Below are 22,896 nucleotides of genomic sequence, written 5' to 3' on the forward strand. Positions count from 1 at the left end.
GCAAAAAAAAATCGCCCCGTCCTGGGGCGATCATCAGCAGTCGTACTTACACGGGCGCTGTGACAAAGCGGATATGGGTTTTCATGGCCGCTTCGGCAGCCTCGCGGTCATGGTCTTCAATTGCTGTAATGATGGCTTCGTGCTGGCCATGCATATCCCTGAAGATCTGCCGGTTATTTTTTGCGGCATGGAGGAAATTGCGGCGTACGCCTTCATCCCAGGCCAGGGTCATGATGAGCATGGTCGAGGCGATGAGCTTATTGCCGGAAAGCTTGCTGATCTGGCGGTGAAATTCTGCATCACCTGCAGCTACCTGTAGCATATCGCCCAGCTCGTAGAGGGCCTGGATGCGTTCGCTAATGGCGCGCAGGTTTTCAATGTCCGCAGGGGTTGCCTTTTGTGCTGCCAAGGCGGCGCATTTCACTTCCATCATTTCGCGAAATTCATTGAAATCAGACGTACTGGCCGCGGCAAAGGCTTCTTTCATGGGTGTAGCGCTCAGAATATCGAGCTTGCTGTTGACGAAGGTGCCCCGCTTGGAGCGCGTCACATAGCCGGATAATTCCAAAGCCTTATAGGCTTCGCGGATAGTACTGCGGCCAACGTGCAATTGTTCACAAAGAACGGCTTCGTTAGGAAATACATACCCTTCGGGAAGTTTCCCGGACATAATCATCTGGCTGATCCTGTTGAAGAGGCGGTCAGACATATTCTGCGCCGGCTGAACGTTCAGGGCGCTCCAATCAAAATTTGTTTCTTCCATTGTATCTCCTCACTCATCGATTTGACTCTATATGCTATCTTGTCTTACATGAGATTATACGCAAAACCAACGCTGCTGTAAACAGCAGCGTCTGATTTTACAGTGCCGTCCCCCGCTTAGGCACGAAAAAGCGGTCCGTATCGACACCTTCGTGCCGGAGGAGGTAGATTTTCTTGGCGAGGCCGCCGGCATAGCCTGTGAGGCTGCCGCTCTTACCGACGACGCGGTGACAGGGCACGATAATCGTAATGGGGTTATGGCCTACAGCACCGCCGACGGCGTGGGGATTTTCTTTCTTCCCCGTTTTTTCCGAAAGGGCCGCAGCCAGGTCGCCATAGGTCACAGTCGTACCGTAGGGGACGCGGCAAAGAATGTCCCAAACGGCCTTACGAAAGGGCGTGCCCGCTGGCGCCAGGGGCAGCTCCAACGGGTCCGGCCGGGCACCGGCAAAATAGCGGTCCAGCCAGTCCGCAGCCGCCACAAGGACCGGCAGATCCGGTTTTTCTTCCCACTGCGCGCCGAGGGTGGCCTTTTCATATTTTTGTCCGGCTATCCAGAGGCCCGTCAGGCCTGTACCATTGCTGGCCAGGAGAACCGGGCCGATAGGCGTCGTATACGTGCGTGTATATTCCATATGTGCCTCCTTAGAATGCATCCCATTCGGCAAAGCGTTCGTTCATGCGCTTTTTCTTGAATTTCGTTTCATCCTTCTTCCCTTCACCAAAGGGCAGGCGGCCTGCTGCGGCCGTGCGTTTATAAAACAGGGTAATGGCTTCGCTTTCGCTCAGGCCCAGGCGGTCGAATACGGCCTTGGCCTCCTTACGGACGCCTTCATCCAGTTCAATTTCCATGGTCCATGCCTCCTTTTTGTTCTTCATGACGGCGGGCAGCGTCGGCGTTGATCCCGTCCAGCGTGTCCATATGCCAAATGGCATAAAAGAGGGAGCGCAAGAGAGTCACGGCCAGGACGGCACCAGTCCCTTCGCCCAGGGATAAATCGGCCCACAAGGGCACGTCATATTCATCAAAGCCGGCGTAGCGCAGGGCAGCGCTCATGCCCGGTTCCTTGCTCATATGCGACGGCAAGGCGTAGTCGCGTACGTCCGGCTGCAACTGCACGGCAGCGGCCAAGGCGGCAGCCGTAATGAAGCCGTCAATGTAAAAGGGTATGCCCTTGTCGGCACAGGCCCGCATGGCCGCCGTCAGGGCTGCCAGGTCAAAGCCGCCTACGTATTGCAAAATATCTGCCCCATCGTGGAGCTGGGGTGCATAGCGTGTAAGCGCCGTGCGGATCAGCTCCTGCTTGCGCAGGGCCAGGCGGAAATTCCCATGGGACGAGCCGTAGCCCGTGAGGCTGGCCACATCGCCCCGGGTAAGGCCCAGGAGCACGGCAGCAGAGGTCGTCGTATTGCCAATGCCCATTTCGCCAAAGGAAAGGAAATTATACCCTTCTGCCACGGCTTTTTCTACGCGTTCCCGGCCGGCAGCAAAGGCCGCTTCCAGCTGGTCCCGCGTCATGGCCGGGCCGTAGGCAAAATCAGCCGTGCCCCGGGCAATTTTATAATCGAGCCCGACACTGTCGGCGCTATCAATGCCCACATCGATAACCTCCCAGGGAATGCCGTTACACCGGCAAAAGCAGGTAACGGCCGACGTGCCGGCCACCATGTGGCTGCTTTGCATATACGTAATTTCTGCCAGCTGCGCCACCGCGCCGGAGCGGCACACGCCATTATCGGCGGCAAAGATCAGGTGCTTGGGACGGAAGGACGTTTCCCAGCGGCCCCAGGCGAGAATGGCCTTCCGGGCCTGTCGTTCCAAAAGGCCCAGGCTGCCGGGCGGACGGGCCAGGTTGCGCAGCCGTTCATCTACTTCTTCTACAAATGTCATACTACAGTAACTCCTTTATACGCCAGATAGAGGTCTTGCAGCCTCTTTGTTTCGTCGTTGAGTACTCCCAGGCTGAGCCCATGGGGCACGGCCTTCCCCGTTGCTTCCTCAATGGACACAAAGGAAGTAAAGCATTCTGCCGCTTTTTCTTCACCGGGCAGCCGCTGCATGGCCAGGTAGACGCCGACACTGCTCGTACCGGCATAGACCAGGGTACTGTCAATGCGGATCGTCTGATCCTTGTGCACAGGCCGCAAAAAGCGCAGGCCATCCAAGGACAGACAGACGATGTGGCCGTGTCCCAAAAAGGCCTGTACTGCCAAAAAACCACATTCGATGAAATACGCTGCTGCCTGCCCGGCAAACAATGTACCATGGGGATTCAAATCTTTTCCCAATACCATATGAGCTGCTGAAACGTGCTGATCTTTCCCTGCCACGGACGATTCCTCCTGTCTGTACATACTATGTATATTATACTATATAGTGCCTTAGGAATGCTTGAAAAATATATTCTTTTGCGTCATAATATAGTGTAGGTTAAAAGGAGGTTCTCCATTGTCTACTATAAAAGATATTGCCAAAGAGGCTGGCGTATCCATTGCCACCGTATCGATCGTACTCAACGGGAAGGGCAAAGAACGTAAGATTTCTGAGGAAACGCAGACCCGTATTTATACAATTGCACAACAACTGAATTATGTCCCCAACCAATCCGCCAAAAAGCTGCGTGTCGCCCAGGAAGACAGTTACGCCATCGCCTTTTATTGGGCAACAGACTTCCGCATCAATTATCTGGCCCGCATTACCTTAGGGATCCAGGAAGGCATTATGAAGCAAAATAAAAATATCCGCCTGACGGTCATGCCCTATAAGGTAGATCAGCTGGAAAAGCTGATGAAATCGACACAAAATGAATTCTTTAACGGCATTATCATTGCCAACATGTCAGATAAGGATATGGAGTTCCTGAATACAGATTTCGTACCACCCTGTCCCATCGTCTTATTCAACCGGGAATCGCCCAAATTCAGCAGCGTCACCATGGACAACTACAAGGTCGGCCAGAGCGTCGCCCGTCATTTCCTGGACAAGGGACTCTTTGACGCCGGTGTTCTCACACATGATACGACCTTCCCCATTATGCGTCAATGGATGCAGGGCTTTCTCGACACGTACCGCGACGCCGGCCATGCCATTGGCGAAGAAAACATTTTCCTCTGCCAGACATCCTCAGCCAGTGCGTTTGAAGTCTGCAAGCGCATTCACGCCGAACGCCGCATGCCCCGGGCTATGTTTTGTGAATCCGACGTACTGGCCCACGGCATGCTCTTCGCCTGTCACGAGCTGGGCATCGCCATTCCTGACGCCGTAGAAGTCTTTACGGTCGGTATCAATATGCCGGAAATCAACGATTACACCGTACCGTCCCTGTCGCGGATCGATATTCCCATGGGGGAAATCGGCGAAGACTGTCTGCATCTGGTCGTCGATCTCATCGAAAAGAAACAGCCCATGCCGACAGTAGAATATTTGGAAGGCAAAAAAATTATTGGCCAATCGTCCCCCCTTGGCTGAACCAACGCAGAAAAAGCCTGATGAGCCGCGCTCATCAGGCTTTTTTAGTGCTTCGTATAGGTGGCGATGAGGCCGTGCCGCTCGGCATGATACCACGCGTCGACGGCAACGCCGGCGTCCGCTAGGCACGCTTGCAGCGGTCCTTCTTCGTCCAGGTCATAGCGCAGGGAAAAACCGCACGTCGACACGATGCGCCCCGGCGTCGGGATAATGCGCACGTGCAGGCCCGCAGCCTTGCCCGTATCTTCTGCCCGCATGGCAATGCGCGTTGACGCAAAGAGGGCTACGCCAAAAGTTTCCGTCATCACGGCCGGACGATGCGGTTTGCCGTACGCATCATTTCAATGATCCGGAACATGTTGGTAATTTCTCCGACGGCTACGTCGTCTGTGAGACCGTAATAATTGAGGCACGCGCCGCAGGCATAAATTTCCACACCGGCTGCAGCCAGCTTCTGCAGGTCTTCCAGGGATTCGGACGTCTTCGTTACCAAGGGGACGCCGCCGTTATAAAAGATAATCCGCTGGGGCAGGACGTCCTGTTCCGTCAGGGTGTAAATAAAGGTCTTCAAGAGGTTGCGGCTGAACTTTTCGTCGCCGACGCCCATCATCGGCGAATTAATGACGACGATATACGCCTCCGACGTCGCTTCCGGCACAGCCGGAGCTGCCGCAGCAGTCGTTTCCGGAGCTGCGTCCGTCTTGGCAATGATGACCGTATAATGGGTCGGCGAATCTACCGTCAGGGCATACGTGTAGCCCAGCTGGTCGGCCATTTTCTTCAGGTTTTCCGTAGCAATTTTATTATCTACCACGGTCGTTACGGCGTCGTGCTCTTTGAGGGCCTTGCGCGTTTCAATGACCGGTAAGGGGCAGGCTTTGCCCAATGCATCAATCGTAAACATATGCTTCACACTCCCTAATCAATATATATTTCTTTTTCCGCTTTTTCTGTGATCACGCCGAAATCGGCTGCCGGAATGCCGGCCCGCTGCAGATCCTGCGTCAGGGCTGCTACTTTTTCCGGCCCGGCGGCTACCAAGAGGCCGCCCGACGTCTGCGGGTCAAAGACAATTTCTTCCAGGCCGAAATCGTCGTGGCCAAAGGCCACCTGCGCCTGGAGATAATCGCGGTTGCGCTGGCCGCCGGCCGTGAGGATGAAATTCTTCACGCCGGCATAGGCTTCCTCAAAATAAGGCAGGCGCCGCGCATCGACGCGGGCCGAAAAGGCACCGTGCAGCATTTCGTGCAAATGACCGCACAGGCCAAAGCCCGTCACATCGGTGCAGCTGTGTACGCCATAGGGGCGGATAATATCCATGGCGTATTTATTGAGGGTACACATGCTCTTTACGGCCGCCTCAAAGCCTTCCCGGCTGATTTCACCGGCGCTGTAGCCGATGGTCAGGATGCTCACACCCAAGGGCTTCGTCAGGATCAGGTGATCGCCCAGCTGGCACGTATCGTTGCGCAGGATTGCCTGGGGATGGACCGTCCCGGTCACGGCCAGGCCGTATTTGACGGTGCGGTCGTGAATCGAATGGCCGCCCGAAAGGAGCGCACCTGCTTCCTGTACGGTTTCCGCGCCGCCGCGCAGAATTTCCTTTAAAATACCAAAATCCTTTTCTTCCGGGAAGGCGACGATATTGAGGGCCGCGAGGACATCCCCGCCCATGGCGTAGACGTCACTCAGGGCGTTGGTCGCCGCAATGCGGCCAAAGAGATAGGGATCGGTCACCATAGTCGGAAAAAAATCCACCGTCTGTATGAGGGCCAGATCAGGCCGCAGCTGAATGACTGCCGCGTCATCAGACGAATCGTAGCCGACTAATAAATCCGGGCTTTGCCGGCGCGGCAAATCTGCCAGCAGCCGTCCCAGATTGCCGGCACCTATTTTAACATTGCAGCCGCCGCAAACGACGAGCTGTTCCATATCTTCCATAGACTGCCTCCTTATGGATTCATTTTTCTTCTCTCTTATTATACCGTTATGGCAGCAAAAAACCCAGGCACAGGCCTGGGTTTTAGTATATCTTTTATTCGCTTTTTAGGCAATTTCTTCTACCGCTGCCGCTTCCGGTTCGGCTGCCTGTTCCTTAATGGTCATGGTGACCAATACGGAAAGGACCGTCGCCCCGACGAGGCAGGCAAAGCTCGTACCAAAGCTGCCACCGGACAGCTGTACCAGATAGCCAATGAGGATAGGCGATAAGAAACCGGCCGTCTGGCCGGCCATATTGACGAAGCCCATGGCCCGGCCCGTAATCGCACTGGAAATGGCACTCATAGGCAGCGCCATCAGTGCGCCAAAGGCGCCAAAGAGGAAGAATCCGCCCAGCGTTTCAAAGGCAATAGCCAAAGACGGATCGGCCACAGCATAGGTCAGATAGAGGCAGATTGCCCCGGGAATCTGCGTCATAATGACGGGGATTTTCCGGTTGTGGGCAAAGCGCGTATCCGAAAGCCAGCAAAAGAGGATAATACCAGCCGTACCGGCAAAGAAAGGCAGGGACGCCGTAATCCCCATCTTCGTCAGCTCAAAGCCTCTGGCCTTGACCAGATAACTGGGCAGCCACGACAAAAAGCCCCACAGGGTAATATCAAAAAAGAAGAAGCTCACAAACGTACGCCACACAGCCGGTACTTTAATGATTTCCCAAAAGGACACGTGACTGGTTTCAACCTGCGCCGTCTGATCTGCCTGCAATTCAGCCAATTCGGCCTGGCTGATGCCCTTGCTATGAGCCGGATTGTCCGGAATGAGCCGCCAAATGAGAAGGCACATGATCACGCCGGGAATAAAAAGGGAATAAAACACCATCCGCCAGCCCCAGGCAGCCATAATGGCCACGACAAAAAGCGGTGCCAGGGCCGGGCCAAAGGCATTCGAGGACATCATGAGTCCCGTAGCGGTTCCCCGGTCTTTATGGGGAAACCAATTGGAAATCGTCCGGTACGACGCAGCCGGAAAGATCCCTTCGCCGACGCCGAAGGCTACGCGGACGATCAGCATATGGGCCAGATTCGAGGCCATACCGGTCACGGCCGTAAAGACCGACCACCAGGCAATGCCCGTCAGCATGACCTTTTGGGCACCGAATTTATCTGCCAGAAGTCCCCCGGGAATCTGGAATAAGGCATAGCCCACAAAAAAGGCACTCATGACGCCGCCCATGGCCAGCGGTGTCAGGTTAAACTCATCGGCAATATAGGGAATGGCCGTAGCCATTACCATGCGGTCCAAATAAGCCGTAACCCAAATGATAAATAAAATGATAATAACTGTATTCCTGTGCTTCCAAGCGGAATTCCTATTCATGGCACACTGCCCCCTCTTCGTTAGTCAACCAGGTACGTCTGGACCAGCTCTGCATAAAACCGTGTCGCTTCGTGCAGGCGATCCAATTCGATATATTCATCCGGCTGATGTGCCATATGCTGTTCCCCCGGGCCATAGACAATAAGCGGAATATCCGTATGGGGCAAAAAGACAGCCGCATCGGTATAACACATAAAGCCATTGGGCGCTGTCGTCCGGCCGGTCACCTTTTCATGGACACTGCGGCACAGGGCTACAAAGGGATCGGTCCCTTTCGTTTCTACCGGCGCCCGGTCACTGATGACCTCGATTTGGGCGGAAAAGCCCGGTACGTCCTGCTGCAGCTTCCGGCAAATGCCCTGCAGCTGGTCGAGGATGGCTGCGTGGGACTGGCCCGGTACGGTACGGATATCGAGGGTCAGCTCGCACTGATCAGGGACGACATTCGTTTTCAGGCCGCCGTGCAGCGTGGCAATATTCATGGTCGGTTTCCCTAAGAGGGGATTTTCCTCATAGGCGAACTGACAGGCCAGGAGTTCATTCAAAAAGGCGTTCATGTGCACGATGGCATTGATTCCTTTTTCCGGCATAGCACCGTGGGCCGTCTTGCCATGGAGCGTTACCTTCAGCCACAGGGCGCCTTTTTCGCAAATCGTAATTTCGTTGTAGTTCGGTTCGCCAATGACGATGGCTCCTACGTCGTCGAGGCCGCCCGATTTCAATAAATCCCAGGCGCCGAGGCTGTCCGTTTCCTCATCAATGGAGGCAGCCAGGATCAAATCCCCCTTCAGCACCACCCCTGATGCTTTGACTGCCAGCAAGACCTGCATCATCGCCGCCAGGCCGCCCTTCATGTCCGACGTGCCCAGGCCGTATAAACGGCCTTCTTTGATGATCCCGCCCCAGGGATCTTCCGTCCATTTTCCCGGCGGCACCGTATCGAGATGGCCGTCGAAGAGCAGGGCCTTTCGTTCCCCCGTGCCTTTAATGCGGCCAATGACGTTGGCCCGGTTATCCCCCATATCGCGGAATTCGACGTCAATACCGGCCCGGGCCAGCTCGTCGGCAATCCATTGGGCCAGTTGTTTTTCGTTGCCCGGCGGATTCACCGTATTGGTCTGCACCATCTTCTGCAAAATACGGATAGTAGCCGCTTCCTGGACGGCTCCTGTCACTGCTTCTTTACTCATGCTGAACACCCCCAAAAATAAAAAACATGCCCTGGCGCGAACCAGGACATGTACCAGCGTACGTCGTACTGTGAGAACACGTGCGCTTACCCTTGAACACGATACTAGGATACATGTTCCATTAGGGATAGTCAAGTGTTCTTTAGAAAAAGACACGCTGCATTTCTATACCATTTTTGCAATATAATTATCACTATAGCGCCGCTATCTCATGCAGTGCCTTGAGGGCCGCATCGATGTCCCCAGCCGTCGTAAAGGACGAGAAGGAAAAGCGCACGGCACCGATGTCCGTCGTACCTAAGGCCCTATGGACCAGGGGGGCGCAGTGAAAGCCCGGCCGCGTGGCCATCTCATACGTGTTCCAGAGGATGTCGCTTACCGTAGCCGACTCGGCACCGGCAAAATTGATGGCAAAAACAGGCACCCGCGGCCCTGTAAAGTCGCCGTAGACGGTCAGGCCGGGTACTTGCCTAAGGCCTGCTAAAAACTGCTCTGACAGGGCATTTTGGCGTTTTTTCAGGTCCTGCTCATGGCTCAGGCTGTATGCGATGCCGGCGGCCAGGCCCATGATGCCGGACACGTTGGCCGTGCCGGCTTCAAAAATCGCCGGTACGCCGCCGGGCTGTTCGTGCTCAAAGGGATGGACGCCGTCGCCGCCGGTCACGACGGGCACGGCCGGCGCATCGCGGCGGATGCAGATGCCGCCTGTACCGCCAGGGCCATAAAGTGATTTATGGCCTGTAAAGCAGACGGCCGTCACGCTGCCATCTGAAAGGTCGATGGGAATGACCCCGGCCGACTGGGATACGTCGAGGACCAGGAGCAGGCCGTGGCGGCGGCAAAATTCCTTCACCCGCGTCAGGTCGAGGACGTTGCCCGTCACGTTAGACGCATGGTTGCAGACGACGAGCTGCGTTTCCGGCCGCAGCTTTTGTTCCAGGTCTTCGTAATGCAGGCGTGCCGTGCCGGCGTCGGCCCGTACGTAGTCGATGGTGACGCCTTCCTTTTCGAGCTGGTACAAGGGCCGGAGGACGGCGTTATGCTCCCACATAGTCGTCAGGACGTGGGCACCGGGCCGGATGAGTCCCTTGAGGACCAGGTTGAGGGCCAGCGTCGAATTGTGCGTAAAGGCCACGCCGTAGTCGTCACCGGCGTGGAAGAGCCGGCGTACGAGGTCCTTGGCCTGCTCTACTTCCCTGTAGGAACGCAGGGAATAGCCGTGGGCCGCCCGGGACGGATTGCCATAGAGGCCGCTCGTCAGGGCCTTAGAGACAGCGTCGGCGACACAGGCAGGCTTTTGTACGGTCGTCGCGGCGTTATCGAAATAATACATCATCTCACCTCCAAAAAAAAGGCAGCCCCGTAAAGGGCTGCCGAATGATCGTGCCTGATATCAAATGCCGAAACGGGCAAAGATCGTGTCTACATGGCTGAGCATTTTGTGAACGTCGAAGCAGGCTTCGATTTCTTCCTGCGTCATGTAGCGGGCCACATCTTCATCCTTTTTCAGGTTTTCCAGGAAATCTTCCCCTTCGAGCCAGCGTTTCATGGCATTGCGCTGTACCCAGCGGTAGGCCTGTTCACGGACAGCGCCCTTTTCTACGAGCGTATTGAGGAGAATCGGGCTGTAAATGAGGCCGCCTGTGAGGTTCAGGTCCTGAAGCATCTTGTCCGGATAGACGAGGAGCTTGTCGATGACGCGCGTGAAGGTCTGGAGCATGTAGTCCAGGGCAATCGTGCTGTCCGGCAGGATGACCCGTTCTACGGAAGAATGGGAAATATCCCGTTCGTGCCAGAGCGCTACGTCTTCGAGGGCTGCCTGGGCGTTGCCGCGGATGACGCGGGCCAGGCCGCACATGCGTTCACACGTAATGGGGTTCCGTTTATGGGGCATAATGGAAGAACCCTTCTGCTTGGGGCTGAAGTATTCTTCTGCTTCACGGACTTCCGTACGCTGGAGGTGACGGATTTCCGTCGCAAATTTATCGATGGAGCTGGCAATGACGGCCAGGGTCGTCACGTATTCGGCATGACGGTCACGCTGCAGCGTCTGCGAGGAAATAGGCGAAGCGGCAATGCCCAGATGGTCGCACACGTATTTTTCTACGAAGGGATCGACGTCTGCGTAGGTGCCGACGGCGCCGGAAATCTTGCCGACAGCAATGGTTTCCTTAGCCCGCTTCATGCGTTCGATGTTGCGTTCCGTTTCTGCCAGCCAGTTGCACAGCTTGAGGCCGAAGGTCGTGGCTTCTGCGTGAATGCCATGGGTACGGCCGATGCACGGTGTGTATTTGAATTCAACGGCCCGGCGGCGCAGGACGTCGCGGAACTGTTCCAGGTCACGGATGAGGATATCCGAAGCCTGGCCCAGCATGTAGCCCAGAGCCGTATCCTTGACGTCTGTCGAGGTCAGGCCCAAATGAACGTACTTGCCGGCTTCGCCGATGTTTTCCGAAAGAGTAGATACAAAAGCGGCAATATCATGATGCGTTTCCGCTTCAATTTCGTGGATACGGTCTACGGAAAAGGCCGCTTTTTCACGGATTTCCGCAGCAGCTTCCTTAGGCACGTTGCCTAATTCGGCCTGCGCTTCGCTGGCCAGGATTTCGACCTGCTTCATCGTATCCCATTCGTTATATTCTGACCAAATCTTACCCATTTCTTCTTTTGTATAACGTTCTATCACTTGTATCTCTCCTTTTGCACACCTATGGATAGTTGAAAGAAAAAAGAAATCAATTTTTATTATACACTATCTTTTCGGGCCCCTGCAATGCACAGGGCCCGAAAAGAGCGGGTAACTCACATATTTTTTGCCTGTAATTCGGCCAGGATTTCCTGTACCCGGGCGACAGCCTGTTCCTTCGGCACGATTTCCTTGACGCCCGTGCGGCGTACCTTGACTTCGACCGTACCGTTCGTCTTCGTATCCTTGCCGACGACGACCTGGACGGGGTAGCCGATGAGGTCGGCATCGTTGAATTTAACGCCGGCCCGTTCCTTACGGTCATCGAGGACGACGTCCGGCGTCTGTGCCAGGAACGTTTCATAGAGGTCCGTAGCGACGGAGGCCATTTCTTCATCCTTCATGTTGAGGGGCAGGACAGCGATCTTATACGGAGCCACGGCAACAGGCCACATGATGCCGTGTTCGTCGTGGTACTGTTCGATGATGGCGGCCATGGTGCGCGTTACGCCGATGCCGTAGCAGCCCATGTAGAAGGGCTTGGCCTTGCCGTCCTGGTCGAGGAAGGTCGCCTGGAGGGACTCGGAATATTTCGTGCCCAGTTCAAAGACCTGGCCTACTTCGATGCCGCGCATGATGTTGACGGGCGCGCCGCATTTAGGGCAGCAGTCGCCTTCGGTCATGTTGCGGATGGTCGTCACGGTGACGTTCTTGAAGTCCCGTTTGGCGTTGACGTTCTTATAGTGGTAGCCAAGCTTGTTGGCACCGGTCACGCCGTTGGGAACGTTCATAGCCGTCGGATCGACGAGGACGAAGAATGTTTCGTTGTCCGGTGTATCGGCATCCATAGGGCTCATGTAGCCCGGCTGCAGGCCATGGGCCTTCAGTTCTTCTTCCGTTGCCGGTTCGATGGCGTTGCCGCCGACGAAGTTCTGGACGGCTACGTCATTGACTTCGTGGTCGCCGCGGACCATGCAGAGGACGGTCTTTTTGCCGTCAATATTGAAGGCAACGGCCTTGATGGTCTTTTCTACAGGAATCTGCAGGAACTCGGCCAAATCGGCAATGGTTGCGCAGTGCGGCGTTTCGATGAGTTCTACATTCCCCGGCGTTTCGGCTGCCATTTCGATTGGTGCCGGCGTGGCTTTTTCGATATCCGCTGCGTAGTCGCACTGAGAGCACGATACGACTTCTGCTTCACCAGCCCCGGCCAGAGCCATGAATTCGTGCGTATGGCTGCCGCCGATCTGACCGCTATCGGCTTCGACCTGCTTGAACTGCAGGCCGCAGCGCGTGAAGACGCGCGTATAGGCGTCGTACATGATCTGGTAATTCTGGTGCAGCCCTGCTTCGTCAGCATCAAAGGAATAGCCATCCTTCATGACAAATTCACGGCTGCGCATGAGGCCCAGACGGGGACGGATTTCGTCGCGGTATTTATTCTGCATCTGCCAGAGCGTAAGCGGCAGCTGCTTATAGGAACGCAGTTCATTACGGACGAGCGTCGTAATCAGTTCTTCATGTGTCGGTCCCAGGCAGTACTTGTTGTCGTGGCGGTCCGTCAATTTGAACATTTCCGGGCCATAGGCATCCCAGCGGCCTGATTCGTGCCAGATTTCTGCTGGCTGTACGATCGGCATCATGATTTCCTGAGCGCCGGTCTTATCCATTTCTTCACGGACAATGGCCTCTATCTTCAGTTCGACACGGCGGCCGAGGGGCAAGAACGAATACAGGCCGTTACCGTTTTTACGGATCATGCCGGCCTTCAACATGTACTGATGGCTGGCAATTTCCGCATCAGACGGAATTTCGCGCAGCGTCGGGCTGTACAACTTTGATGCTAACATAAATGAAACCTCCTCATTGGTTACGGGACCGTCGCTCCGTGCGGCAACAGACGGCCCTTTCACCCATTGTAGCCTCTATCGTTTCCGGCGTCAACAAATTACGCCGCCCGAAGGGCCTTCTTCCTATACCTGCTGGGTCCGGGCCAGGATTTCCTGACCGACCGTGACCCCTGCTGCCGAAGCCTGGACGAGGCCGCGCGTAATGCCGGCGCCGTCGCCGATGGCAAAGAAATTGGGAATCTTCGTTTCTAACTTGTTGGAAAGATCCAGGCGGTTCGAATAGAATTTGACTTCTACGCCGTAAAGGAGCGTGTGGCGGGAATTGGCGCCGGGCGCTACCTTATCGAGGGCTTCGAACATTTCCTTAATATCCATCATGTGGCGGTACGGCAGGACGAGGGACAAATCCCCCGGCGTAGCGCTGGGCATAGTCGGCCGTACGAGGCCGCGCTGAATCCGTTCCGGCGTGGAACGGCGGCCGTCGAGGAAATCACCCAGGCGCTGGACGATGACACCGCCGCCGAGGATATTGGCCAGGCGGGCAATGTATTTGCCATAGCGAATCGGTTCGTGGAAGGGTTCCGTGAACTTCTTCGATACGAGGATGGCAAAGTTTGTATTTTCACTGCGCTTGTGGGCATAGCTGTGGCCATTGACCGTGAGGAGACCGTCGTTATTTTCCGTAACCACGAAGCCGTACGGGTTCATGCAGAACGTGCGCACGCGGTCGTCGAAGGATTTGCTGAAGTAAATGAGCTTCGATTCGTAGACGATATCCGTAATCGGTTCGAATACTTCCGCCGGCATTTCGACGCGCACGCCGATATCGACGGCGTTCGACGTCAGGCGCAGGCCCATCTTTTCTACTTCACTGACAAACCATTCCGAGCCTTCCCGGCCAGGGGCGCTGACCAGATACTGGCAGGCATAGTCCTGGCCGTTGATGCGGACGCCCTTGATGGCGCCGTCTTCGACGACGATGTGTTCCACTGCCGTATCGGAGAGGATGTCTACCTTGCCGTCGAGGAAATCGCGCATGTTGGTCAGAATCTGGGCGTTTACGTCTGTGCCCAGGTGACGGATGCGGGCCGGAATAAAGCGCAGGTCCGCTGCGGCCGCGCGCCGTTTGATCTGGCGGATGTCGTCGAGGTTTTCATCGCCATAGACCTTGCGGTCGGCACCGCCAAAGCGGCAGTATACGTCGTCGACGTAATTGATTTTTTCGAGCAGTTCGGCCTGGGACATGTAGTCGTCCAAATTGCCGCCGAATTCTGTCGTCAAGGTCAGCTTGCCATCGCTGAAGGCGCCGGCACCGCCCCAGCCGCAGACGACGTTGCGCACTTTATCTTCCTTGCGCGCGTTCGGATTCTGGCTGGTGGCAATACGGGCCCGGATGTCCTGGCCTTTTTCTACTATGAGAATCCGGAGTCCTTTATCGGCCAGCTCCAAAGCCGTAAAAATCCCGGCCGGACCGGCACCAATGATAATAACATCATACGTTTTAATTGCGTTCATTGCTTCCGCCTCCCATAAAAAAACGCTCAAACGGGATCGCCGTTTGAGCGTAACTAACTAAAAAATATCCTAATTTAGATTACCACAGGATGAAGGCAATGTCAATAAATGGCATATGTCGGACTGCCTGCCCGTAGTGACCGGCCTTAGAACTTGCCGGCCTTGGCTGCTTCTTCTACAGCGACGGCAACGGCAACGGACGCACCGACCATGGGGTTATTGCCCATACCCAAAAAGCCCATCATTTCGACGTGGGCCGGTACGGACGACGAGCCGGCAAACTGGGCGTCGCTGTGCATACGGCCCATGGTGTCCGTCATGCCATAGGAAGCAGGACCGGCAGCCATGTTGTCTGGATGGAGCGTACGGCCTGTACCACCGCCGGAAGCGACGGAGAAGTATTTTTTACCCATTTCGATGCATTCCTTTTTATAGGTCCCGGCTACAGGGTGCTGGAAACGCGTCGGGTTCGTCGAGTTGCCCGTAATGGAAACGTCGACCCCTTCGTGGTGCATGATGGCTACGCCTTCGCGGACGTCGTCGGCACCGAAGCAGCGGACGGCAGCGCGTTCGCCCTTGGAGTAGGCAATTTCCCGGACGATGTGCAGTTCACCGGTCTGGTAATCAAACTGGGTCTGGACATAGGTGAAGCCGTTGATACGGGAAATGATCTGGGCCGCATCCTTGCCGAGGCCGTTTAAAATAACCCGCAGGGGTACCTTACGTGCTTTATTGGCGTTACGGACAATGCCGATAGCGCCTTCTGCAGCGGCAAAGGATTCGTGACCGGCGAGGAAGCAGAAGCACTGCGTGCTATCTTCGAGGAGCATCGCCGCCAGGTTGCCGTGGCCGCGGCCGACCTTGCGGTCTTCTGCAACAGAGCCGGGAATACAGAAGGACTGCAGGCCAATGCCGATGGCTTTGGCAGCGTCTACGGCAGTGCGGCAGTTCTGTTTGATGGCAATGGCAGCCCCGACGGTGTAGGCCCAGCCGGCATTTTCAAAGGCAATGGGCTGAATATCCTTGACGATCTGGTAGGGATCGAGGCCTGCGCTCTGGCAAATATCCCGGCAGGCTTCTACGTTTTCTATGCCGTATTCTTTCAGCACGCCGAGAATCTTATCTATTCTTCTGTCATAGCTTTCGAATAATTCCATCAGTCGTCTCCCCCTTATTCCTGTCGCGGATCAATGTACGAATCGGCTTCTTCAAAACGGCCATAATGTCCTTTGGCATTTTCCATGGCCTGAGCCGGATCGACGCCTTTTTTGATGGCTTCCATCATCTTGCCAAGGTGAATGAATTCATAGCCGATAACCTGTTTTTCTTCATCTAAGGCCATGCGCGTTACATAGCCTTCGGTCATTTCCAAATAGCGCGTGCCCTTGGCCTTCGTACCGAACATGGTACCGGTCTGGCTGCGCAGGCCTTTGCCCAGGTCGTCGAGGCTGGCGCCGATGGGCAGGCCGCCTTCGGAAAAGGCCGTCTGTGTACGGCCGTAGACGATTTGCAGGAAGAGCTGGCGCATGGCCACGTTGATAGCGTCACAGACGAGGTCCGTATTGAGGGCTTCGAGGAGGGTTTTGCCCGGCAGGATTTCCGAAGCCATAGCGGCCGAATGGGTCATACCGGAGCAGCCGATGGTTTCCACCAGGGCTTCTTCGATAATACCGTCCTTGACGTTCAGCGTCAGCTTACAGGCACCCTGCTGGGGCGCACACCAGCCGACACCGTGGGTAAGACCGCTAATATCCTTGATTTCTTTTACTTGTACCCAGGCGCCTTCTTCCGGTATGGGAGCCGGACCGTGGTATGCGCCTTTGGCAACGGGACACATGTTCTTGACTTCGGTTGAATATATCATGTGTTTCATCCTTTCTTTTATTCAGTATAATACGGGCAGGCATTCTATGCCTGCCCGTTGAAACCAACGTGTTCTTCCTAGTACTTCAACTGCCGGTAAATATCCCGAAATTCACTGCCGTACATGCTGCCCTTGCGCCAGAGGAACGTAAAGGAGTGCTGAGCCTGGAAGTTCCGGATTTTAATGGTCCGCATAAGACCGGCCTGCAATTCGTCCTGGACGGATTTTTCATAGAAGAAGGCAAAACCGGCGTTGCGACAGACCAGGGCCTTGATGGCCTGGGGGCTGCCAACTTCGGCACGATAAGGGAAATCCTCCAGGGATAAGCTGTACTCCGACAAGGTCCGTTCGAGCAAATCCCGCGTACCGGAGTCTTTTTCGCGGACACAGAGCCGCTTGTGCAAGAGATCCGTCAGGGATACTTCTTCCGGCGCGTCAAAATCAATACCGCACACGGCCAGGAGCGGTTCCTTGGCGTACAGCAGGGTTTCGTATTCTTTCTGTTCAAAGAAGCCTTCGACGATGGCAAAGTCAATGCTGCCGTCGTTGAGCTTTTTCAATAGTTCTTCCGTATCGGCAATTTCCAGGCGCAGCATCATATCCTTATTCTGCCGCAGGTACTGGGCCAGCTGATCGATGAGCATAAATTCGCCAATCGTATGGGTAGCGCCAAAGGAAAGGACGCGCGTACTGCGCTTTAACTCTTGCAGCTTCTTTTTTAAAATAAAATCGTCGTGACGAATCGTCAAGGCAGCGCTCAGCAACGTCTTCCCAGCCGTCGTGAGGCTCAGGTGCTTCCCCGTATAGATAAATAATCTGGCATTATACTCTTTCTCCAGATAGCGAATATGCTGTGACACGGCTGGTTGTGTAATGTGCAGCTCTGCCGCAGCCTTCGTATAATTCATATACCGGCAAACACATAAAAATGTATTTATACGAAAATCTAACACGAGTATGCTCCCCTCCTGTATGGTTATGTAAGTAATAATCACTATAAATTATCATAGTATCAATAAATCTTTCTCATGGTTATTCTACGTTATTTCTCACTATTTATCAAGAGAATATCTCTTTTGTTATCGTACGTATGCCAAAAAACAGTAAAAATAAGGGCCACCGCGCCTAGCGCCGTGGCCCAAAGCCTCAGAACATTATCAATTTCAGTGCCGGCCTGAAGCAAAGCGTTTGCCCAGATCGACTGCATATAACATACTTTCTACATTAGCAATGCCTTTGCCAGCAATATCAAAGGCCGTGCCGTGATCGACAGACGTGCGGATAATGGGCAGGCCCAGCGTCACGTTGACACCGCTGTCAAAGGCCATCATCTTCATGGGAATATGGCCCTGATCGTGATACATGGCAACGACGATATCGTACACGCCCTTGTAGGCCTTGAGGAAGACCGTATCCGGCGGTACCGGCCCGTCTACGTGCAGGCCTTCCGCCTGGGCAGCCGCTACAGCCGGGGCGATTTCTTCCAAATCCTCCGTACCGAAGAGGCCGTTTTCACCGCTGTGGGGATTGAGGCCGGCTACGGCAATACGCGGCGTTTCTACGCCCAATTGCTGCATCGCCTGCTGAGCCAGGTGAATGCATTCCAGAATGCGCGGCTTTTTGGCCCGGTCACAGGCCTGGCGCAGGGAGCAGTGGGTCGATACGTGGACGACAGACATCTTTTCACTCCAGAGCATCATCGTGTAGGATTTCGTCTGCGTCAGCGTCGCAAAGATTTCCGTATGGCCGTCAAACATGTGGCCACCCTTGTGGAGGGCTTCCTTATTGAGTGGCGCCGTCGTAATGACTTCGAGATCGCCCTGCATGGCGTCACCAATAGCCCGTTCCAAATAGCGGTAAGCTGCATCGCCGGCCACAGGCGATACCTTGCCGATTTCCAGGTCCTTGCCCAGGGTCAGGCCGACGACGGAAATGACGTTGATCTTGCCCGGCCGGAAATCAGCCACCTTGTCGATCTGAACCAGCGGCGTCTGCATGCCCAGCAGGTCGTGATAATATTTTAAGACATTGTAGCTGCCATAAATCAGAACGGATTGCTTATATTCATCTCGTGCGTCAATTGCTTTCAGCGAAATTTCCGGGCCAATACCGGCCGGATCGCCCATCGTAATGCCAACGAATTGTGATGCCATGGGTACCCCTCCTAATGTTAATAAATGTTATTTTATGTTCTTTTATGTTCATTATAGCAAGCTCCCCCGTACGTGTCAACAAAAAAACTGCTCCCTTCCCAAGAAAGGAGCAGTTTCTATTACGTATCTTCGTCGATTACTTCGGCCTTAAAAACCATGGCCACGTCCGCATCAGAACAGCAAAATTCCGCCGTTCCTGCAGGCTGTCCGGGCAGGGAACCGCCGTAGCGGAGAATATCGATATAGGGAAAGGCACAGTGCATTGCCATGGGACAAATTTTTCCCCGTTCTGTATCATAATCAAAGACTTCACCTACGTGATGTCCCCGGTGACAGCCCATAGGGCCCAGTTTACCCGTAATCGTAAGCCGGATATCCGGCCGTTTGCCGCGTGCCATCATATCACCTCACAGGATATTAAAAATACGTTTGCCATTTTCCGTTGTAATTCGTCCGGCTTCCGCTGCGTCCCATTGACGCAGGCGGGCTACTTCGTCTGCCATATAGTGCACATAAGCCGGTTCGTTCCGTTCGCCCCGATGCTGTGGCGGCGTCAGGTACGGGCAGTCCGTTTCCACCAGGATCCGGTCGGCCGGCAGGGCTTTCACGATGCGCTTCAGCTTGCGCGAGCCGGAATAGACCATACTGCCTGTAAAGCCGATATAAAAGCCCATTTTAATGAGCTCCTCTGCCATTTCCAGACTGCCGGAATAGCAATGGAAGACACCCCTGAGGCCCTTGCCGTACTGCCGCAGAATATCCAGGGTATCGCCATGGGCTTCCCGGTCGTGAATGTCGATGGGCAAATCCAGTTCTACAGCCAGCTTGACCTGTTCGATAAAGACCTGCTGCTGCAGCTCCCGGGCCGGTTCCGGCCAGTGGTAATCGAGGCCCACTTCGCCAATGGCTACGACCTTGGCTTCTGTTTCGGCCAAGTGCCGCAAGGCAGCCAGATCACCGGGCTGTACCTGTGCCGCTTCCTGCGGATGGATTCCCACAGCAGCATACACCTGCCGGTACTGCCGGCTGAGGGCGACGGCCTCGCGGGACGTGCGCAGGTCCGTACCGGGGCAGAGCAGATACTGCACGCCCCTGTCAAAGGCCCGCTGCAGCATGGCCTCGCGGTCCGCTGCAAAGGCCTCGTCGTTGACGTGACAATGCGTGTCAAAGAGCATTAGCGGACACGGCTTCCCGGTGCAGCGCCATCGACGAAGATGACCTGCAAATGATCGTCGCCGTCAGAGGCAGAAAGGATCATGCCCTTCGATTCGACGCCGCAGAGTACAACCGGTTTGAGGTTGGTTACGACGATGACCGTATGACCTACGAGGTCTTCCGGTTTATAGTATTTAGCAATGCCGCTGACGACCTGCCGTTTTTCTACGCCCAGATCGAGCTGGAATTTGAGCAGCTTCGACGTCTTAGGAATCTTTTCGCAGGCCAGGACCTTGGCAGCCCGCAAATCCATGGTACCGAAATCGTCGATCGTGATTTCGTCTTTAAACGGTTCCTTCGCTGCCGTACAAGCCGTAGCAGCAGCGGCCTGGGCTGCTTTGTATTCTTCTGCTTCGGCAATTTCTTCCTTCGGATCGTAGCGCGGGAAGAGGGCATCGCCCTTAGCCACTTTCGTACCGGCCGGATAGCCGCCCCAGACCTGGCCGTCAGCCAAATGAGCCTGGGAGGCGAAGTCGCCGAGGCCGAGCTGCTGCCACATTTCGGCGGCTGCATTCGGGATGACAGGGCTGACGAGCATAGCGATAATGCGCTGTGCTTCCAGGAGGTTGTAGAGGACCGTCTGGAGGCGTTCTTTTTTCGCTTCGTCTTTAGCCAGTACCCACGGCATGGTTTCATCAATATATTTGTTAGAACGGCGGATGAGGGCCCACGTTTCGTTGATGGCGTCGTTGATCTTCATGTCATCCATGAGCTGTTCATAGTCTTTTGCCGTCTGTACGGCGCAGCTAGCCAGTTCGTCATCGACCGGTTCTTTTACGGACGGGCCGGCAACGACGCCGTTTTCATAGCGTTCGACCATGGCCAGCGTACGCTGCAGGAGGTTGCCCAGGTCATTGGCCAGATCGGCGTTGATGCGGTCAATGAAGGAAGGCAGGGAGAAGTTGCCGTCCTGGCCCAGGCGTACTTCCTTTAAGAGGTAGTAGCGCAGGGAGTCGGCACCGTAGCGGTCGATGAGGGGAATGGGGTCGACGACGTTGCCCAGGGATTTACTCATTTTCGTGCCGTCGACGATGAGCCAGCCGTGGCCAAAGACCTTCTTCGGCAGGGGCAGGCCGCAGCTCATGAGCATGATCGGCCAGATAATCGTATGGAAACGGACGATTTCCTTGCCGACGAGGTGCAGGTCGGCAGGCCAGTATTTCTTGAATTTTTCCGGATCGTCCAAATAGCCGGCTGCCGTCGCATAGTTAGCCAGGGCGTCGAACCAGACGTAGACGACGTGCTTCGGATCCCAGGGAACGGGAATGCCCCAGTCAAAGGACGTACGGGATACACAGAGGTCTTCCAGGCCGCTCTTGACGAAGGAAATCATTTCGTTACGCCGTGCTTCCGGCTGAATGAAATCAGGATGTTCATCAATGAACTGGAGCCACTTGTCGGTGTACTTGTTCATCTTGAGGAAATAGGCTTCTTCCGAAACCAGTTCCAGCGGGCGGCCACAGTCCGGGCAAATGTGCTTGCCTTCAGGCAGCTTGTTTTCCGGCCAGAAGGATTCGCACGGCGTGCAGTACCAGCCCTTGTATTCGCCTTTATAAATATCGCCATTGTCATAGGATTTCTGCATCAATGCCTGGACGACTTTTTTATGCCGTTCTTCTGTCGTCCGGATAAAATCATCGTTCGAAATGTTGAGGCGTTTCCACAAATCCTGGAACAGTGCTACGATGCCATCGACGTATTCGAGAGGCGTCATGCCTTTGGCTTCGGCAGCGCGCTGTATTTTCTGGCCGTGTTCATCGGAACCGGTAAGGAAAAATACGTCATCGCCGCGCAGACGATGGAAACGCGCCAGGGAATCGGCAATGGTCGTGCAATACGTATGGCCGATATGCAGCTTGGCACTGGGATAGTAAATGGGGGTGGTAATAAAATACTTTTTCTTTTCTGTCATGATAAATCCTCCTCTGCCGGCAAATGAGCCGGCTCGTGTACCCGACATACCGCTGATGCCTCAGCATTTCCTGCAGGGTTTACTGGTTTTCTGTTGCCAGAACAGCCTGATACACCGTGCGGCGGCTGACGCCACTGCGTTGCGCCACCGTGCGTATAGCCTGTTTTTTATCTATTCCCTGAGCCATCAGTTCCCGGACCAGGGATGTATAATCTTGTTCGCTTTGTCCGCCCTCGGCCTCTGCCTGCGGCGCAGCGCCGGCTACGAGCACGACGAACTCGCCGCGTATGTCCTGACTATCCAGGGCTTCGAGCAGTTCGCCCAGCGTACCGCGCCGGTACTCTTCGTAGCGCTTGGTCAGCTCCCGGCAGAGCACAGCCTTTCGATCGCCTAAGACGGCCTGCATTTCCTTGAGGACCGTCAGCAACCGGTGCGGTGCTTCGTAAAAGATGAGCGTCCCCGTATAGGGCTTTAATTCCTCCAATACGGGCAGGCGGTGCTTCTTTGTCTTCGGCAGAAAACCGGCAAAGGTAAAGCGCGTCGTATCCATGCCGGAAGCAATGAGGCCGGTCAGGCCGGCGTTGGCACCGGGCAAGGGCACGATGGGTACGCCTGCTTCTAAGGCCAGGCGGACGAGGTCACTGCCGGGATCACAAATAGCCGGCATGCCGGCATCGCTGACGACGGCAATCATCTCACCGGCCTCGAGCCGTGCGATGAGCTGTGGCCCTTTTTCTGCCTTGTTGTGCTCGTGATAGCTGGTCAGAGGCGTATCGATATCATAAGCCGCGAGCAGTAAGCGCGTATGCCGCGTGTCTTCTGCGGCGATGAGATCGGCTTCGCGCAAGCAGCGGACGGCCCGGTAGGTAATATCTTCCATATTGCCAATGGGCGTCGCACATAAATATAATGTTCCTTTTTGAAAAACCTCTGCCATAACAACCTCCCTAGTGGCGGCTCTG

General features: G+C 55.2%; 23 protein-coding genes. 1 reads left to right on the forward strand and 22 read right to left on the reverse strand.

The genetic code is table 11. The annotated features are described in order from the left end of the window. Positions 1 to 46: 46 nt before the first annotated feature. The 5 genes from H8J70_RS07950 to H8J70_RS07970 form a co-directional block, all read right to left on the reverse strand. Complete coding sequence (locus H8J70_RS07950) at positions 47 to 763, reverse strand: FadR/GntR family transcriptional regulator (protein WP_186503401.1); 717 nt, start codon at positions 761 to 763, stop codon at positions 47 to 49. Between the two features lie 97 nt (positions 764 to 860). Continuing rightward, positions 861 to 1,397 (reverse strand): methylated-DNA--[protein]-cysteine S-methyltransferase, encoded by a 537-nt coding sequence (locus H8J70_RS07955; RefSeq protein WP_186503402.1) that lies wholly within the window; start codon positions 1,395 to 1,397, stop codon positions 861 to 863. 10 nt (positions 1,398 to 1,407) lie between these two features. Beyond that, on the reverse strand, positions 1,408 to 1,614 hold the full coding sequence (locus H8J70_RS07960) for a type II toxin-antitoxin system RelB/DinJ family antitoxin (RefSeq protein ID WP_246415312.1): 207 nt from the start codon (positions 1,612 to 1,614) through the stop codon (positions 1,408 to 1,410). Continuing rightward, complete coding sequence (locus tag H8J70_RS07965; RefSeq protein ID WP_186503403.1) at positions 1,604 to 2,653, reverse strand: nicotinate-nucleotide--dimethylbenzimidazole phosphoribosyltransferase; 1,050 nt, start codon at positions 2,651 to 2,653, stop codon at positions 1,604 to 1,606. The genes H8J70_RS07960 and H8J70_RS07965 overlap by 11 nt, the downstream gene beginning before the upstream one ends. Next, positions 2,650 to 3,093, reverse strand: coding sequence for an acyl-CoA thioesterase (locus H8J70_RS07970; RefSeq protein ID WP_186503405.1), 444 nt, complete (start codon positions 3,091 to 3,093; stop codon positions 2,650 to 2,652). The genes H8J70_RS07965 and H8J70_RS07970 overlap by 4 nt, the downstream gene beginning before the upstream one ends. 118 nt (positions 3,094 to 3,211) lie before the next feature. Between H8J70_RS07970 and H8J70_RS07975 the strand changes: the two genes are divergently transcribed. Further along, a complete protein-coding gene (locus tag H8J70_RS07975; RefSeq protein ID WP_186503407.1) occupies positions 3,212 to 4,231 on the forward strand; it encodes a LacI family DNA-binding transcriptional regulator in 1,020 nt (339 codons plus the stop codon). 44 nt (positions 4,232 to 4,275) lie between these two features. Here the strand turns inward: H8J70_RS07975 and H8J70_RS07980 are convergent, their stop codons facing one another. The 17 genes from H8J70_RS07980 to rsmI all read right to left on the reverse strand — a co-directional run bounded on the left by H8J70_RS07980 (position 4,276) and on the right by rsmI (position 22,871). Further along, complete coding sequence (locus tag H8J70_RS07980) at positions 4,276 to 4,536, reverse strand: putative Se/S carrier protein (protein ID WP_186503458.1); 261 nt, start codon at positions 4,534 to 4,536, stop codon at positions 4,276 to 4,278. Then, the gene (yedF, locus tag H8J70_RS07985; protein WP_186503408.1) at positions 4,536 to 5,135 is read right to left on the reverse strand and encodes a sulfurtransferase-like selenium metabolism protein YedF; all 600 of its coding nucleotides are present in this window, start codon (positions 5,133 to 5,135) and stop codon (positions 4,536 to 4,538) included. The genes H8J70_RS07980 and yedF overlap by 1 nt, the downstream gene beginning before the upstream one ends. A 14-nt stretch (positions 5,136 to 5,149) precedes the next feature. Beyond that, positions 5,150 to 6,172: a selenide, water dikinase SelD gene (gene selD / locus H8J70_RS07990; protein WP_186503409.1), complete on the reverse strand. Its 1,023-nt coding sequence runs from the start codon at positions 6,170 to 6,172 to the stop codon at positions 5,150 to 5,152. Positions 6,173 to 6,277: 105 nt separating this feature from the next. Further along, a complete protein-coding gene (locus H8J70_RS07995) occupies positions 6,278 to 7,549 on the reverse strand; it encodes an MFS transporter (protein ID WP_186503410.1) in 1,272 nt (423 codons plus the stop codon). A gap of 20 nt (positions 7,550 to 7,569) precedes the next feature. Further along, complete coding sequence (locus tag H8J70_RS08000; protein WP_186503411.1) at positions 7,570 to 8,739, reverse strand: M20 family metallopeptidase; 1,170 nt, start codon at positions 8,737 to 8,739, stop codon at positions 7,570 to 7,572. Positions 8,740 to 8,932: 193 nt separating this feature from the next. Further along, positions 8,933 to 10,072: an aminotransferase class V-fold PLP-dependent enzyme gene (locus H8J70_RS08005; RefSeq protein ID WP_222433638.1), complete on the reverse strand. Its 1,140-nt coding sequence runs from the start codon at positions 10,070 to 10,072 to the stop codon at positions 8,933 to 8,935. Between the two features lie 60 nt (positions 10,073 to 10,132). After that, a complete protein-coding gene (gene purB, locus H8J70_RS08010; RefSeq protein WP_186503413.1) occupies positions 10,133 to 11,425 on the reverse strand; it encodes an adenylosuccinate lyase in 1,293 nt (430 codons plus the stop codon). Positions 11,426 to 11,541: 116 nt separating this feature from the next. Next, complete coding sequence (locus H8J70_RS08015; RefSeq protein WP_186503414.1) at positions 11,542 to 13,275, reverse strand: proline--tRNA ligase; 1,734 nt, start codon at positions 13,273 to 13,275, stop codon at positions 11,542 to 11,544. Positions 13,276 to 13,398: 123 nt separating this feature from the next. Next, positions 13,399 to 14,790 carry an NAD(P)/FAD-dependent oxidoreductase gene (locus H8J70_RS08020; RefSeq protein WP_186503415.1) on the reverse strand — a complete coding sequence of 464 codons (1,392 nt, stop codon included), beginning with the start codon at positions 14,788 to 14,790 and terminating at the stop codon, positions 13,399 to 13,401. A gap of 146 nt (positions 14,791 to 14,936) precedes the next feature. Beyond that, the gene (locus tag H8J70_RS08025; RefSeq protein ID WP_186503417.1) at positions 14,937 to 15,947 is read right to left on the reverse strand and encodes a GGGtGRT protein; all 1,011 of its coding nucleotides are present in this window, start codon (positions 15,945 to 15,947) and stop codon (positions 14,937 to 14,939) included. 14 nt (positions 15,948 to 15,961) lie between these two features. Then, the gene (locus tag H8J70_RS08030) at positions 15,962 to 16,654 is read right to left on the reverse strand and encodes an iron-sulfur cluster assembly scaffold protein (RefSeq protein WP_186503419.1); all 693 of its coding nucleotides are present in this window, start codon (positions 16,652 to 16,654) and stop codon (positions 15,962 to 15,964) included. A gap of 77 nt (positions 16,655 to 16,731) precedes the next feature. After that, a complete protein-coding gene (locus H8J70_RS08035) occupies positions 16,732 to 17,649 on the reverse strand; it encodes a LysR substrate-binding domain-containing protein (protein WP_343068702.1) in 918 nt (305 codons plus the stop codon). A gap of 168 nt (positions 17,650 to 17,817) precedes the next feature. Then, entirely contained in the window at positions 17,818 to 18,807 is a 990-nt protein-coding gene (gene pdxA / locus H8J70_RS08040; RefSeq protein ID WP_186503423.1) for a 4-hydroxythreonine-4-phosphate dehydrogenase PdxA, read from the reverse strand. 119 nt (positions 18,808 to 18,926) lie between these two features. Further along, a complete protein-coding gene (locus H8J70_RS08045; RefSeq protein ID WP_246415313.1) occupies positions 18,927 to 19,208 on the reverse strand; it encodes a TIGR04076 family protein in 282 nt (93 codons plus the stop codon). A 6-nt stretch (positions 19,209 to 19,214) separates the two neighbouring features. Further along, on the reverse strand, positions 19,215 to 19,982 hold the full coding sequence (locus tag H8J70_RS08050; protein WP_186503425.1) for a TatD family hydrolase: 768 nt from the start codon (positions 19,980 to 19,982) through the stop codon (positions 19,215 to 19,217). Further along, the gene (gene metG / locus H8J70_RS08055) at positions 19,982 to 21,934 is read right to left on the reverse strand and encodes a methionine--tRNA ligase (protein ID WP_186503427.1); all 1,953 of its coding nucleotides are present in this window, start codon (positions 21,932 to 21,934) and stop codon (positions 19,982 to 19,984) included. The genes H8J70_RS08050 and metG overlap by 1 nt, the downstream gene beginning before the upstream one ends. A gap of 79 nt (positions 21,935 to 22,013) precedes the next feature. Then, on the reverse strand, positions 22,014 to 22,871 hold the full coding sequence (gene rsmI, locus H8J70_RS08060) for a 16S rRNA (cytidine(1402)-2'-O)-methyltransferase (protein WP_186503429.1): 858 nt from the start codon (positions 22,869 to 22,871) through the stop codon (positions 22,014 to 22,016). Between the last annotated feature and the right edge of the window lie 25 nt (positions 22,872 to 22,896).

Source organism: Megasphaera hominis, assembly GCF_014269395.1.
GTDB classification, from domain to species: Bacteria; Bacillota; Negativicutes; order Veillonellales; family Megasphaeraceae; genus Megasphaera; species Megasphaera hominis.